Source organism: Siphonobacter sp. SORGH_AS_0500 (assembly GCF_002838835.1).
Taxonomy (GTDB): Bacteria; Bacteroidota; Bacteroidia; order Cytophagales; family Spirosomataceae; genus Siphonobacter.
In genome coordinates, this window is sequence record NZ_NHPP01000006.1 from 99,327 (window position 1) to 114,919 (window position 15,593).

The window sequence follows — 15,593 nt, forward strand, 5'->3', positions numbered from 1 at the left end:
TCATAAATTTTGATCCTGTGCTGCTACCGTTACCGCTGCTTGTTTCAACGGTCTTTGACCCACTGACCCAACTTTTCAGATCTAAATCCGACAAGGAGAAAAAGCTGAAGCAGGCGGTAGCTACGCTTATTGGAACCCGACCGTCTAATGTGGAGCTATATCGGCTCGCCTTTATGCATACCTCGGCCAGCAAAGCCGTGGCGGGTAAGGATCTGAGACTATCCAATGAGCGACTGGAATACTTGGGTGACGCCGTGCTGGGCATGGTTGTGGCTGAGTATCTTTTCAAAAAGTATCCCTACAAAGACGAAGGCTTTCTGACGGAAATTCGCTCACGAATCGTAAACCGGGAGTCACTGAACTTGGTGGCTCGCAAACTGGGGCTTGATACCTTGGTGGAATACGACCCCAATCGACGGACGGTACTGGCTCGCACGTCTATGTATGGCGATGCACTGGAAGCCTTTGTTGGAGCTATTTATCTGGATAAGGGATTTCCTTTCACCAAGAAATTTATCCTCAAGCGTTTGTTATCTAGTTATTTTGATCTGGATAAAGTCGTTGAGACAAACATTAACTACAAGTCCCAGATCATCGAATGGGCTCAACGCGAAGGACGCGAGCTTCGGTTTGACGTTACCGAAAAAGGTTCGGCCCGTCATAAAGAGTTTATCGCGGAGCTAGTGGTAGATAACGAAGTTTTCGCCACCGGAACGGGCTTTAACAAGAAAAAGGCTGAGCAATCGGCTTCTGAAAAAGCGGTTGAGAAACTCAATCTGGCCAAACCGGTGAGTTAATTGGTATTGATTTTTAGCAAAGCTGCCTGAGTTAGGCAGCTTTTTTTATATGAAATCTCAGCACCTCTATCACCTATGGAAATCTTGTTAGTGATCCTCGGGATCATTGCTTTGCTGGTCGGATTAGCCGGAGCCGTCTTACCTTTACCCGGCCCACCGTTAAGCTATCTGGGTTTATTATTATTGCACTGGTCCGGTCGGGTTACGTTCTCCACGACCACTCTGGTTGTTTTAGGAGTCTTTACAGCCATCGTTGCAGTGCTGGATTACCTCGTACCTATTTGGGGAGTAAAGAAATTTGGCGGAACAACCCGGGGAGCCTGGGGCACGACTATCGGCTTGCTGGTTGGATTAATCTTACCCATTCCCGGCGGGATTTTCGTAGGAGCCTTTGTTGGAGCTTTCGTGGGAGAAATCTTCGGCGGGATGGCCTCTGGCCGAGCCATGCGAGCGGCTTTTGGTTCTTTTCTGGGCTTCATGGCAGGGATATTCATGAAAGTACTACTCTGCTTGGTAATGATTGGTTATGCCATCGCGGGCATTTGGAAGTAAAGAATTAGCCTTCCAACGAATTCAAATTTTCTATCATGACCAAAGGCAAGCTACCGTACCTTTGTGGAAGTTTTCACGCTTACATTTCATAGCCATGCATATATTACGTCGCCCTCGTCGGTTGAGAACCAGTGCAGCCGTGCGGGCTTTAGTGGAAGAAACTACGGTTTCAGTAAATGATTTAATTCTACCCGTTTTCGTGGTAGAAGGAACAAACGTAAAGCGAGAAGTAGCCTCCATGCCGGGAGTATATCGGCATTCGCTGGATAACCTGCTGGACGAAATTGGTCGCTGCCAGGATTTGGGAATTAAAGCTTTTGACCTGTTTCCCGGACTGGATGAGTCCAAAAAAGATAAAACGGCAAGCGAGAGCTGGCGGGAAGGCAGTATGTACCTCGAAGCCATTCATGCCGTCAAGAGTAAATATCCTGAGGTAGTGGTTATGACCGACGTAGCTATGGACCCTTACAGCTCTGATGGTCACGACGGTTACGTTGAAAATGGAGAAATTCTCAACGATGAAACGCTGGAATACCTGGGCAAAATGGGTATCGCCCAGGCCCAGGCGGGTGCAGATATTCTAGGCCCCTCGGACATGATGGATGGTCGGGTAGGTTACCTGCGGGAAAAGCTGGATGACGCGGGCTTTACTAAAGTAGCTATTATGTCGTACACGGCTAAGTATGCTTCAGCTTTATACAGCCCTTTCCGCGATGCTCTGGAGTCCGCTCCGAAGTTCGGGGATAAGAAAACGTATCAGATGAATCCGGCGAACATTAAGGAAGCGTTAATTGAGGCTGAGCTGGATTTTGCGGAAGGTGCCGATTACCTCATGGTAAAGCCTGCCATGTTATACCTCGACATCATCAAAATGCTGAACGATAACTTCGCTTTACCGATTGCGGCCTATAATATTTCCGGTGAATACTCCATGATTAAAGCAGCCGCTCAGAAAGGCTGGATTGATGGCGACCGGGTAATGCTGGAAACGCTTACCTCCATCAAAAGAGCCGGAGCTAAAATTATTCTTACGTATTTTGCGAAAGAATTTGCTGAGCTAAGTCGATAAGATACCTATTGATAAATAAAAAAGACCGCACGTAATCTTTACGTGCGGTCTTTTTTATTTATCAATAATCAAAGTGTATAAAATCATACTAAAGTTGAATACATAAATTTTATAAAGGGGTTTAATGAAAAGAATTAACTTTACATACGTATCCATTGTATTCTGAATAATTCTGAACAAGTACTCATTGTTCTGGCTCTATGCGTGTTTCTTTACTTCTCCTCGTTATCTGTCTGATTTCTCTTTCAGAAAGTGTTTTTGCTACTGTTCCTCAATTAAAGAAATCTGTAAAACCTACTTGGATTTTGCCTTTACCCAAAAGTAATCAGCAGGTGAATCTTCGGCAGGTTCAATATGGATATTATATCAAGCTTTGGGAAACACAAACGCAGGTTGAAGAAAAAACAACTTATTATCAGGAAATTAGAGCTATTCTTTCAGAAGAAGGTGTACAAAATGGATCAGAAGTTTCCATTGAAGTTAACCCCTCTTATGAAAGTTTAATTTTCCATGAAATAAAAGTAAAAAGAGGTAGTGAATTACAAGACCGTCTGGATCTAAAAGCGTTTAAATTAATTCAGGAAGAATCTCAGCGGGATCAGTTTATTTACCGAGGTACTTATACGGCCAGTCTTACCCTAAATGATATACGAAAAGGGGACGAAATAATTATTTCTTATAGCCTAAAAGGACGCAATCCGATCTTTGGAGATCGTTACTTTAATGAAATGTATTTCTACAGTTATTCCCCCTTTGGGCAGATTTTTAAAAGTCTGATACATTCCTCTAAACGTGACCTCCAGTTCAAGCGATTTAATAATGCTCCGGCAGCTCATAAAGAAATAAAAGGAGGTCAGGTCTCGTATAGCTGGAATCTGGATAAACCTGCTGTGCTGGAAAATGAAAAAAATACGCCGAGTTGGTATAACAATCTACCCTTTTGGCAGATCACGGAGTATAAGTCCTGGGAAGATGTGGTAAACTGGGAGCTAAGCATTCTACCCTCAATGGGTCAGTTACCTGCTGAGTTGTTGAAAAAAGTAGAAAGCTGGAAAGCTCAGTCATCAGGTAATTCAGTTTATTTGCTGGAATTGGCCACGCGTTTTATTCAGAACGAGATTCGGTATACGGGTATTGAGATTGGAGAATATTCGCACCGTCCTCATGTTCCGTCTGAAGTATTTCGGAAGAGATTAGGAGATTGTAAAGACAAATCATTATTGCTGGTAACCTTACTGCGAAGTGCTGGGATAGAAGCAGCTATTGTGGATGTAGATACTTATTATGGAAAAAACCTGAATCAGTATTTACCTTCTCCAGGGGTCTTTAATCACGTTATTGTCTGGGCTAAAATTGGTGAGGAAGTTTACTGGATTGACCCGACAATTTCTCATCAGAAAGGCTCGATTAAAGCTAACTATATCCCTGATTACGGTAAAGTTCTCGTTATTAAGACAGGCGAAAAATCGCTTCAGACCACTCCGATTGTACCCGGGGGAAATGTTACTGTCGAGGAAGACTATTACCTTGGTTCAAGGAATAGTAAAGGTCGTTTATTCGTAAAATCTACTTATTGGGGCCGGGCAGCCGACCAAATGCGAGCGAATCTTGCCCAAAAAAGTATGAATGAGCTAGAGAAAGACTATAGGGATTATTATCAGAATATGTATCAGGGCGTATCCATAGAAATGAAAGATTCCCTGCGTTTTGATGAACATAAAACTGAAAATAAAATTACGGTTTATGAAGAATATATTCTGGAGAAAGTCTGGAAACTGGCAGATTCTTCGGAACGCTTATTTACGACTTCGGTTATAGCAGACCAGATTCGAAATGTTTTTTATGAAATGCCTGATAAACCCCGTAAAAACCCCTTTGCCTGGAACTATCCCAATCAGATGGATTATGTAGTGAAAGTACATTTTCCGGAAGAATGGAGCCTTGAACCATCTCATTTGACACTCAATAGAGATGCTTATCAGCTTCATTACGAAGGAAGTTATAAAAGCTTGGGGTCTATATTTACAATGTCTTTTAAATATACTGCTAAAAAAGATTTTATCGAAGCAGGAAAATTAAACGAGTACGTTAAAGATCGAAATGATTTAGTTAATGTAAGCGGTTACGAGTTTACCTGGTATCCTGAATTAGGTCAGTCTGATCTTGGTAGCAGGGCAAAATATTATATCGGGTTACTGATTCTTCTTGGTATTGCTTTAGCTGTTGGATTAATTCGCCTACACCGTTCCCGTTCACTTCCAATTGACGAATACCGAATCAATTCTCCGGAAAAAATTGGGGGTTGGCTGGTTTTACCAATGCTGTCGTTAATAATAAGTCCACTTTTACTTATCATTACTATATGCGGTATCGTTACTCCTGAAATCTGGGCAGCGATGGACGTTTTACCTAATTCGGGAATTTTAAAACTGACTATATTACTGGAGCAAATCGCTAATGTTTTCCTTTTGGAGTGGACTATTCTGTGTCTGATTCAATTTTTTCAACGGAGAAATACGCTTCCTCATTACATTATCATTCTTTATGGTAGTAATCTGCTTCTTTGCTGTTTTGATGTGATGATCACAGAGTTTTTGATGCCAGCAACTACTAATGGTAAAGAAAGCTACAATGATCTTTTAAGAGCCATCCTTATCACTGCCGTATGGATCCCTTATTTCTTACGGTCAACGCGGGTCAAACGGACATTTGTTTTTCCCTATCAGTATATACCTTCGTTAGAAAATGTAAAGAACTCGCTGGAGCAGGAAGGAAGCGATGTAAATTTGTAGCACTCTACTACTTAAATACATTTTGCATTGAACTCCATTCTTCTTCTTAATACTCGACTCGTCAATGAGGGCCAAATCCGGGAAGCGGATGTTTTTATCAAAGACGGTTTTATTGAAAAAATCGGCTCGGGTTTGTCTGGGCTCTCGGCAGATCAGGTCATTGATGCCCAGGGAAAATACCTTCTTCCGGGAGTTATCGACGATCAGGTGCACTTTCGTGAACCTGGATTAACCCACAAAGCTACCATTCGTTCGGAAGCCAGAGCGGCAGTTTCGGGTGGCGTAACGAGCTTTATGGAAATGCCCAATACTGTTCCGAATGCCCTTACGCAGGAATTACTAGCCGATAAATACGCTATCGCGAAGGCTACGTCACTGGCGAATTATTCCTTCTTCATGGGAGCTTCCAATGATAATTACGAGGAAGTCATGAAAACGGACCCTACTCAGGTATGTGGACTGAAGATCTTCATGGGTTCTTCTACGGGTAACATGCTCGTGGATAGTCGTCCCGTTCTGGAGAAGTTATTTGCCAATGCCCCTTACCTGATCGCTACGCACTGCGAAGATGAAGCTACGATTCGAGCGAATGTAGCCGCTTACAAAGAAAAATACGGCGACGACGCTCCGGCTCGGGTACATCCTGAAATCAGGAACGAAGAGGCTTGCTATAAGTCGAGCTCGATGGCGGTTGAGTTAGCCAAAAAATACAACACTCGCCTGCACATTCTTCACTTGACAACGGGGGAGGAAACGGAGCTTTTTGAGAAAGGTTACTACGGCTACACCGATGCTACGAGTAACGAACGGAAGAGCCAGAAGCGTATAACTTCAGAAGTTTGCGTGCATCACCTCTGGTTCGATGCCCGCGATTACGAGCGACTGGGTAACCAGATTAAATGTAACCCCGCCGTTAAAGCGGATGGTCACAAACAACGTTTATTACAGGCTTTGCTGGACGACCGCATCGACGTCATTGCGACGGATCACGCTCCGCATACCTGGGAGGAAAAGCAGCAATCTTACTGGCAGGCTCCCTCGGGTTTACCGCTCGTTCAGCACCCTTTATTGATGATGCTGGAATTCTACAAGGACGGAAAAATTTCCCTGGAAAAAATCGCCCAGAAAATGGCACACGCGGTGGCTGATTGTTTCCGAATTGATAAACGGGGGTACATCCGGGAAGGGTATTGGGCGGATCTAGTGCTGGTAGATCTGGATCGTCCGAATCTGGTTACGAAAGATAGCCTGCATTTTCAGTGTGGCTGGTCTCCGCTGGAGGGATATACCCTGCGTTCGGCTGTAACGCATACCATTGTATCCGGTCACTTGGCCTATGCGGATGGAAACTTCTACGAAAGTAAACAGGGGGAGCGTATGACCTTTGCGGCTCTGTAATCCTTTCAAAAAGAAAAGTGAAGAATGATATTATTCAATATCCTGAATATAAATACGTTATCCAGGTAACAAAAATCCTCACCGGAATTCCGGTGAGGATTTTGGCATCCCTAAAATCATCACAAACTATTCTTGAGCGAGCTTCAGGCGACGGAAACGAACCGTAGCGAAGCATCGGCGTAAAATACGGTAGTATATTTTTCCAAACAGTGAATAGCACCACAGTTTGAGTTCTTTCACCTGAGCCGGAACAAGTTGACGTAAGGCTTTGCGGAGCTCTTTTTCAAATAACTTTGCGTCGAAACTGACTTTCTGGAGAATGATCTTAATATATTCTAATAAGGTAATAGACATGACGATGCGGTGGTTTAAGGTTAAATCAATGACAATTAAGCCAAAGTTTTTAGGCCTATCTTTGTAACGATGAAGCCTCAACAAATATATTTAATTATAATAATTTTTTATTGTTCTTTTTCAAGAATTTTTGTTTTTGCCCAGCAAAACAATATTCGCATTGAATTAGGGGCCTCTTCGGTGCCTTTAGGTAAGCCCTACACGATTTCTGTAGTCATTACCGGTAGCGAAGATCGCGAATATGATCGCTTCCCAGATATCATTGGCATGAGTCGCAGGGGCACTACTACAACCACTTCAACAACGACTGTTGGCAATCGTTCTGAGATAGTACAACGAATCACTCAAAATTATATTCCAAACCAACCCGGAAATTATGTAGTCACGCCATTTACAATGAATGTGAATGGACAAAGCGTGCAATCGATGGGTGGAATTGTCATTGTGACCGATGCGATTGTCAAAGAGGCAGAGCTGGAAGAGGAAGAAGAGGTCGTTGAACCTATGCTTCCCGACGCCAAAGCTTCGGCCTTTCTCTTGCTGAGTGCCAATCGTAATCAGGTATACACAGGCGAAGGATTTAACTTGAGTCTGGGATTTTTTGTTGCGGATGATAACCCTTTAGAAATGGATTTTTATGCTCTTAACTTACAATTAGGAGCTATTCTTAAGCAAATTCGTCCGGCGAACTGTTGGGAAGAAAATTTTGGTATTCGCGGAGAACCTCAAATTTTTGAGACAACCATTAAGGGCCGTAAATACACGGAGTATCGCCTGTTTCAGGCCGTCTATTTTCCGCTCAATACAGAAAGGATCCAGTTCCCATCGGTCAGTTTGAAAATGATTGTGAAGAATGAAAAAGCGGGAAAACAGGAGTTTCTAACCTTTTCAAGTAAGCCCATTTTTATTCAGCCCATTGCCTTACCGAAAGACCCGCAGCAAAATCAGGCTGTGACCGGGGATTATACCGTTCGGGATGAGCTCAGTACTCAGGTGGTACAAACGGGCAAAAGCGTTCAATATAAAATCATCATCAGCGGAACGGGTAACCTAACGCCAATTCTGATTCCAACGCCCGAAAACGATAATTTTTTCGATTTTTATCCACCCTCCATCCAGCAGTCCGTTGTCCGTCGGCGGGGGCGGGTCAGTGGTGAGAAAACATTTACCTTTCAGATCATTCCCAAACAGGCCGGAAACTTCCCATTAAGCACGTATTTTCGCTGGATATTTTTCAACCCCCGTACGAAAGCGTATCAAAGGTGGAAATCAGACCTGGTTCTGAAAACGCAGGGAGAGCGGGTAACCAATACCGATACCGACGGCCTGGCTGGCACCATTTTCAGTAACCTGGAAAATGTGGATAGTACAAAACCGTTTGTCAATGTTCAGGCGACAATTATGAGTCTGGCGAACGGCTTGCTAGCAATCATGGTTTTAGGAATGGCCTATATTTTCGTACGAAGTAGACGGGGCTAACGCCTCCTTTTAATAGTTGGAAATCCCCCAAGTGGATTTAAAATCTTACGTATCTGCACCGTTCGGATACGAATAAAATGTCAGGAATTTATGTCTAGTACATACGGTACTTTATTTAAAATCAGCACCTTCGGTGAATCGCACGGAAAGGCTATTGGCGTAGTAATCGACGGATGCCCCGCTGGGATTCCGTTTGACGAAGCGTTCATTCAGGAAGAGTTAGACCGCCGCAAACCCGGCCAGTCGCGTATTACTACCCAGCGTCGGGAGGCGGATGAGTTTCAGGTTCTTTCCGGAATTTTTGAAGGCAAAACCACCGGAACGCCCATTGCTCTAGTCATTCCCAATGAAGATCAACGGTCAAAAGATTACAGCCACATTGCCGAGCAATTCCGCCCCTCTCACGCCGATTATACCTACACCAGCAAGTATGGTTTTCGGGATTATCGGGGTGGTGGTCGGTCATCCGCCCGCGAAACGGCTGCCCGTGTCGCCGCCGGAGCTTTGGCTAAACTGGTATTAAAAGAGCTGGGTATTAGTATTCAGGCCTATGTTTCGCAAGTGGGTAAGCTAAAGCTCGAAAAATCGTATCAGGAGTTGAACCTGGCTTTAGCCGAAGAAAACGCCGTTCGTTGCCCCGATCCTGAGATGGCTCAGCAAATGTTCGACTACATTGACGAGACCCGCAAAAAAGGGGATAGCATTGGTGGAGTCGTGGCGTGCGTTTGTACGGGTGTACCCGTAGGACTGGGCGAACCGGTTTTCGATAAGCTGCACGCCGAATTAGGCAAAGCCATGCTGTCAATTAACGCGGTAAAAGGCTTTGAGTATGGTTCGGGCTTTGCAGGAGTTGAATTATTCGGCTCCGAGCATAATGATGCTTATTATACCGATGAAGCCGGAAAAGTTCGTACGCGGACTAACCTGTCTGGGGGCATTCAGGGGGGGATTTCTAATGGGGAGGATATTTACTTCCGCGTGGCTTTCAAACCCGTAGCCACGATTATGCAGGACCAGGAATCGGTGGATTTACAAGGCAACGCCGCGGTCGTCTCCGGCAAAGGACGGCATGATCCCTGCGTAGTGCCCCGGGCAGTGCCGATTGTGGAAGCCATGGCGGCCTTGGTATTAGTAGATTTTTATTTGTTGAATCAGGCTAGGAGGGTTAACTAATGAATTACTTATCCGCCGAGAATCTCTCGAAATCAACGGGAGAACGCTGGCTGTTTAAAAATATAACGTTCGGGTTGAGTAAAGGCGATAAAGTAGCCCTCGTTGGCCGGAATGGTACCGGAAAAACGTCATTAATGGATGTTTTGGCGGGCTTACAGACGGCTGAAGAAGGAGTAATCAGTATCCGAAAGGAAGTTCGGCTGGGCTATCTCAGCCAAAATCCGGCTCTGGACGAAAATCAAACCGTTCTGGATATTCTTTTTCTGGGAGACAGCCCTTTGTTACAGGCCATTCGCTCGTACGAGAAAGCTCTGATTGATGGAAGTGATCAGGAAATTTCGGATGCAGCGGAGGAAATGGAAGCTCAGAAAGCCTGGGATTACGAATCGAAAGTAAAGCAGGTATTAGGGCGTTTAGGGGTTGCCGAAGAAAACTTTACCAAATTAATCGGTCAACTTTCCGGAGGGCAGCGTAAACGCGTGGCTCTGGCGAAAGTCCTGCTGGAAGAACCCGATTTACTGATTCTCGATGAGCCTACCAACCACCTGGATCTGGAAGCTATCGAGTGGTTGGAAAATTACCTGGGTACTGCTAATACCACGTTATTACTGGTGACCCACGACCGATACTTCCTGGATCGGGTGTGTAACGAAATTCTGGAACTGGCCGATGGGTCGATTTATCGGTACAAAGGCAACTATTCCTATTTCCTGGAGCGTCAGTCGGAACGTTATGCTTCCGAAGCTTCCAGTGTAGATAAGGCTCAAAACCTGCTTCGGAAGGAGTTGGAATGGATGCGTCGTCAGCCGAAAGCCCGGGGAACGAAGGCTCAGTATCGTATCGATGCTTTTTATGATTTGCAGGACAAAGCCAATCAGGGCCGGAAGGAATCGAATGTTGAATTAAACATTGGTATGGCTCGGTTAGGTAGTAAAATCATCGAGCTGGATCATATCAAGAAAGCATTTGGGCCCCTAAAATCGTCGAGGATTTCCAATACATTTTCCGGCGGAGAGAACGAATTGGTATCGTTGGGAAAAATGGCGTTGGTAAATCAACGTTTCTGGACATTCTGACGGGCGAACAGCAGGCAGACTCCGGCGAAATTAGCGTGGGTGAAACCGTTCGTTTCGGTTATTATACGCAGAGTGAACCCACCTTCTTGCCCGGCCAGCGGGTCATTGATGTGGTGAAAGATATTGCTGAAGTGGTAACGCTGGGATCGGGAGAAACCATCACGGCCAGCCAGTTTCTGCAACACTTTTTATTCGAACCCAAGCGACAATATACCGACGTGAGAAACTTTCAGGGGGGGAAAAACGCCGCTTGCAGTTACTGCAGGTATTAATCAAAAACCCGAACTTCCTGATTCTGGATGAGCCTACCAACGATCTGGACATTCAGACCCTGAACGTGCTGGAAGATTACTTGCTTCAGTTCTCAGGCTGTTTGGTATTGGTGTCTCACGACCGTTACTTCATGGATCGGCTGGTCGAACACTTGTTCGTTTTTGAAGGTCAGGGAAAAATTCGGGATTTCCCCGGTAACTATACCGATTATCGCGAATCGCTCAGTAATGCAGCTCCGGTGGAGGCTAGCAAGCCTAAGTCGGAAGCTCCTAAAGCCGAGCCAGCTCCAGCGGCAGTAACGCCAGCTCCAGCCAAACGAAAACTGAGTTTTAAGGAGCAAAAAGAACTGGAAAGTCTGGATAAGGAAATTCCCGAGCTGGAAAACAAGCGAGCCGTATTAACGGAACAAATGAACTCTGGTAGTGCAGATTACCAGCAGATTGCATTGTGGGCCAAAGAAATAGAAGAGATCAATGCCTTACTGGAAGATAAAGAATTCCGCTGGATGGAATTATCTGAGTAAGGTCTTTACCTCTGAAGGCAAGAGCCTGATCGTTCTTGAACGATCAGGCTCTTTTGTATTATCGACGATACCGTAGTCGATACCGCTCCAGTTCAGGGATACTTTCGTCAACAAAACCCCAGCGTTTTTTAATGCTCACGGAAAAGGCCAGAGAGCTGGGGTAAAGATCGCCCGCGTCTCCGGCCATGCTGGCGTGAAGAGCGGAGCCTTTAAGAAACCATATCATTCGCTGAGCTTCAATCAGAAAGCAAAGTTGCTGCCTGGGATGTGTATAGAGATGATCGGGATTACCCCGTGAGGTTAGATACGATAGTCGGCCAGTAACCTGCCATTGACTCGTGAGCCAAGCTTCTGCCGCCAAGTGGTAAACGGTGAGAAGATTGTTATTATTGAAGTAACTCTGGTTGGTGGAGGGATTGATAAACGGTACGCCAATCGTTCTTCCCTGATACGACCAACCCTGTTTGTACTGAAGGTGATTAAAATATTGCTCCGTCCAGATGGGTTTAGTGCCCCAAAGCGGCCCTTTTCGACCCTGATCCTGCGTTGATAATACTTCAAAAACTACGTTTCGGAGGCCGGTCTGAAGGTAGCCTGTTGCATGAGTATGGATACTAATCCCCCAAAGTCCATCTCGCAAATTAGACAGATACATTAGGGAGGGCATCTCGTAGGGCTGCTGGCGGTAAATGCATATCCTTTGAGCATCAGACTGGATTTGCAGGGCTAAATCAACTGAGCCCAGATGATTTCCTACTCGCTCCTCATGATCGTAAGGGTTATAGTTTTTTCCGAACCCTCGTTTGCCGGTTAGTACACTCAGAAAAGCCGCAGCATCCCGGGGAAGACTGCCGTCTAACTGAAAGTAATTTGTGTTTGCTGGAACTACGGATGAAGTGCCCGCCCATTGCACCTGATGGTTGATCCCCACAAAGCCTAATACATTTGCCTGAAGCTTACCGAAGCGAAAATATAGATTTTTCTGATGCAGATACGCACGACGAACGTAAGCTTCGCGATCATCCAGCCAGCCGTGGGCCATTGACGCCTGAATGGCAAGATGAGGTGTGAAAAGAGAAGTCCATTGCGTCAAACCCAGTTGAATTTTAGGAACTGGCATAGCATTACCCGACCAGCTATAAGGCCCCATGCCTAAAGTAGAATCGGCAATACCTATTAACTCCTTGCGTTTACCCGCGTACAACTCCAGATTTTTGTACTTGAACTTAAGATGAGCCTGCGGTAAAAAGAGCTGAGGATTTCTTCCTACGTTACCCGTTACTTCCAAGGCATATCCCCAATCTAGACGTTTGTTTTGGAGGTAAGGTCGCGTTTTGCTGGGCTTCTGGTAATCGGAATGAATGAGAAAAGAAGTCTGTAAAAAAGAGCCTTTCGATGGCATTACTCCGTATTGACGGGCTTGCATCCAGAACGGTACGGAACCTGCGGCGGTTAAGCGGACCGACGTTTCATACGTCTCCGCAGTGGTAAGAATACCTTGTGCGTGCACTAATACTGACGACAAAACCAGTAGGTAAATCCGAAATAGCATGAATCAAGTGTAAGTAGGTTGGATTAGCTTGACTCAATGTATTGGTAATTTAATAGGTATTAATGCTTATTTTGCTTTTATTAGTTAACGGTTTTTAATGCGAAGGACTAAAGAGAGAAGTAGCCGCAAATTGTGAAGTGGGGCCGTATCAAGGTTACCGACTGGTTATAAATAAAAACTGCCAGCAAAAGGCTGGCAGTAGAAAGTAGCTTTCAATAAATGCTGCTAGTAGAAAAGCTAGCAGCGTGGAGTAATCTTAACGAAATACTAATGCAGTTCTAAAGAAATGCGGCGATCAAGGGGTTCAGTGCCGGGTTCCAGCGATTGATTCACGACGTGACCCCGACCGTGATAGGTAACTTTATAACCCCGGTTCTCCAGCACGTATAAAGCATCCCGCAGGGTCATTCCCTTTAAATTTGGAACCTTCTTCGTGCTTCCTCTTGGAGCTTCATCCCAGCCACTGGCGTTGGTACGAATCTGAAAACTGCTGGAAATGATCCGTACATCATTCGGGTGAGAGTTCCCTAATTCGGACTGCCATTCGCTGGCAAAGGCGGGGTTCCCGCGTAAGGTTCGGTGCATTTTTAAATCCAGGGCGTGTACTTTATCCGCAATCTCACGGAAGACCGGAGCGGCTGCGGTACCACCGTAGGCCGAGGTGCCCGTTTCTGGGTTATGCGGCTCATCCAAAGCTACCAGAATGGTATAACGCGGCTTTTCAGCGGGGAAGTAACCAATGAATGAGGAGTAATATTTATTGGTTTTTAGCTTGCCGTCAAATTTCTTAGAGGTCCCCGTTTTTCCCGCAATGCGATAGTTAGAACTCCGAATACTACGAGCCGTACCGTGAGGGCTTTCCAGCACCCCTTCCAGCATTTTTTTGACGATTTTCAGCGTCTTATCCGAACAGATTCGTTCGGAATCGCGGCGTTGGGTCTTGGTATAATCAATTTCAACCAGATCACCGCGTTTGGCGGTTTTTACTACAATGGGCTGAACCCAGTACCCATCGTTGGCCACGGCGTTATAAAAAGCCAGCATTTGCAGAGCCGACAGACGCATTTCTTCGCCAATGGACATGGTAGGAAGCGTCTTTTTACTATACAACCGATGATCCATCCGGTGAAACTCCGGCATTTCATTCCCCTTGCTTACTTCTACCTGAAAACCAAGCTTGTCGGCAAGGTGAAACTTCTCCAGATAGTCAATAAACTTATCATGCTTATTCGAGAAATGCTGCACCAGCACGCGGGCCATTCCCGTATTGGAAGAGCGGACAAAGGCATCTTCAATCGTAATGACACCATATCCCATATTATTGGAGTCATGCAGGTGCAGGTACTGGCCTGTCGTGGATACCAAATCATTAGGAGATACATTCGTTTCCTCAAAAACTGCCATCATCGTAGCCAGTTTAAAGGTTGATCCCGGAGCAATGCGATAATTAACCGCAAAGTTCTGATCATCTACATACGTAGTATCTTTGGTATGGTGAAGGTTCGCAATGGCTTTAATTTCACCGGTTTGCGTGTCCATCACAATCGCCGTTCCGTACTTAGCCTTATAGTATTTCACCGCTTTCAGTAAGGCTGCTTCCGTAACATCCTGCATGTTGATATTCAGGGTAGTATACAGATCCAGTCCCGGAATGGGATGGTGTTCTTCGGATTCGTTCAGGGGTCGCCAACTGCCGCGTAGGTTCTCAAACCAGCCATGCCCTTCCTGTCCGTATAGCTCTTTGTTAAAGCTTTTTTCAATACCTGTCATCCCTCGCATTACCTCCATTCCCTGACCGTTGGGATCTTTAATAATGATGTCATCCGTCTTGCCTAGCAAACGGGAAGCTGTATTTCTGAAGGGTTTATCCCGGTTTGGAACCAGTTCGAAATTGAGCCCGGTGGAGAATAACTTCACGCTATCCAGCGGCATCCATTTGAATCTGAATTTTTTGCGATTCAGAGCCTGGTCCTCTAGTTTTTCCTGCTTCGTAGCCTTGCGGATAGCCGCCCACTTGGTGTTTTCAAAAAGCCACTTTTTCTTTTCGTAAGTAATGGGTTTAGGGCTGATCGACAGGTAACGAGGTTCCTGTTTCCAGAGCGAAGTATCGGTCTGGGCTTCGTTGTAAGCCATGACATTCAGCAGTTTCCGACGAGCGGATAAAATGCGTTTTTCAATGGCCTTGGGCGATTCATTAAGCATATAACCCAGATGAATCGTTAGTGAATCTAGGTTTTTGAAAAAATGGGCTGAATCAGCAGAATGGCGAACCGTAACACTGAGATCAATCCCGACGCGATACTCGGGTACCGAAGTCACCAGCAGGCTTCCATCGTCCGAGAAAATATTTCCTCGGGTGGCCGGAATGATTCGGTATCGGGTGTTTTCGGCTCTACTTTTCCATTCAGGACCTTCCACCTGCTGCACGTAGGCAATACGGGTAGCAATGGCGATGCTAAAGACCAGCAAACCAGCCGATACCAGGATGCTGCGAAGAAAAATCCGACGTTTAAGATTCAGAGCTTCAGGCATAGAAATAAATCAAAAATAGGTTG

Annotated in this window: 10 protein-coding genes and 1 pseudogene; 8 read left to right on the top strand and 3 right to left on the bottom strand. The window is 45.4% G+C overall.

The features are described 5' to 3' along the window. The first annotated feature begins 17 nt into the window (after positions 1–17). From rnc to BWI96_RS08540, 5 genes are all read left to right on the top strand, one after another. On the top strand, positions 18–797 hold the full coding sequence (gene rnc, locus BWI96_RS08520; RefSeq protein ID WP_232793647.1) for a ribonuclease III: 780 nt from the start codon (positions 18–20) through the stop codon (positions 795–797). 75 nt (positions 798–872) lie between these two features. Beyond that, the gene (locus BWI96_RS08525) at positions 873–1,349 is read left to right on the top strand and encodes a DUF456 domain-containing protein (RefSeq protein WP_106636234.1); all 477 of its coding nucleotides are present in this window, start codon (positions 873–875) and stop codon (positions 1,347–1,349) included. A gap of 94 nt (positions 1,350–1,443) precedes the next feature. Beyond that, complete coding sequence (hemB, locus tag BWI96_RS08530) at positions 1,444–2,418, top strand: porphobilinogen synthase (RefSeq protein WP_106636383.1); 975 nt, start codon at positions 1,444–1,446, stop codon at positions 2,416–2,418. 305 nt (positions 2,419–2,723) lie between these two features. Continuing rightward, positions 2,724–5,210 carry a DUF3857 domain-containing protein gene (locus BWI96_RS08535; protein WP_198555199.1) on the top strand — a complete coding sequence of 829 codons (2,487 nt, stop codon included), beginning with the start codon at positions 2,724–2,726 and terminating at the stop codon, positions 5,208–5,210. A 27-nt stretch (positions 5,211–5,237) separates the two neighbouring features. Then, positions 5,238–6,608 carry a dihydroorotase gene (locus BWI96_RS08540; protein WP_106636236.1) on the top strand — a complete coding sequence of 457 codons (1,371 nt, stop codon included), beginning with the start codon at positions 5,238–5,240 and terminating at the stop codon, positions 6,606–6,608. Positions 6,609–6,734: 126 nt separating this feature from the next. Here BWI96_RS08540 and BWI96_RS08545 read toward each other — a convergent pair whose 3' ends face one another. Further along, positions 6,735–6,962, bottom strand: coding sequence for a hypothetical protein (locus tag BWI96_RS08545; RefSeq protein WP_106636237.1), 228 nt, complete (start codon positions 6,960–6,962; stop codon positions 6,735–6,737). 180 nt (positions 6,963–7,142) lie between these two features. On the opposite strand from BWI96_RS08545, the gene BWI96_RS08550 reads away from it, so the two are divergent. From BWI96_RS08550 to BWI96_RS08560, 3 genes and pseudogenes are all read left to right on the top strand, one after another. Continuing rightward, positions 7,143–8,441, top strand: a complete 1,299-nt coding sequence (locus BWI96_RS08550) for a BatD family protein (RefSeq protein ID WP_232793648.1) — start codon at positions 7,143–7,145, stop codon at positions 8,439–8,441. A 90-nt stretch (positions 8,442–8,531) separates the two neighbouring features. Continuing rightward, the gene (aroC, locus tag BWI96_RS08555) at positions 8,532–9,614 is read left to right on the top strand and encodes a chorismate synthase (RefSeq protein ID WP_106636239.1); all 1,083 of its coding nucleotides are present in this window, start codon (positions 8,532–8,534) and stop codon (positions 9,612–9,614) included. Beyond that, positions 9,614–11,486 (top strand): annotated as a pseudogene (locus BWI96_RS08560) (ABC-F family ATP-binding cassette domain-containing protein). The gene aroC and the pseudogene BWI96_RS08560 overlap by 1 nt, the downstream one beginning before the upstream one ends. Before the next feature lie 58 nt (positions 11,487–11,544). Here BWI96_RS08560 and BWI96_RS08565 read toward each other — a convergent pair. Both BWI96_RS08565 and BWI96_RS08570 read right to left on the bottom strand, forming a co-directional pair. Further along, positions 11,545–13,038 (bottom strand): capsule assembly Wzi family protein, encoded by a 1,494-nt coding sequence (locus BWI96_RS08565; RefSeq protein WP_106636240.1) that lies wholly within the window; start codon positions 13,036–13,038, stop codon positions 11,545–11,547. A 267-nt stretch (positions 13,039–13,305) separates the two neighbouring features. Then, entirely contained in the window at positions 13,306–15,570 is a 2,265-nt protein-coding gene (locus BWI96_RS08570) for a penicillin-binding protein (protein ID WP_106636241.1), read from the bottom strand. Positions 15,571–15,593 lie beyond the last annotated feature (23 nt).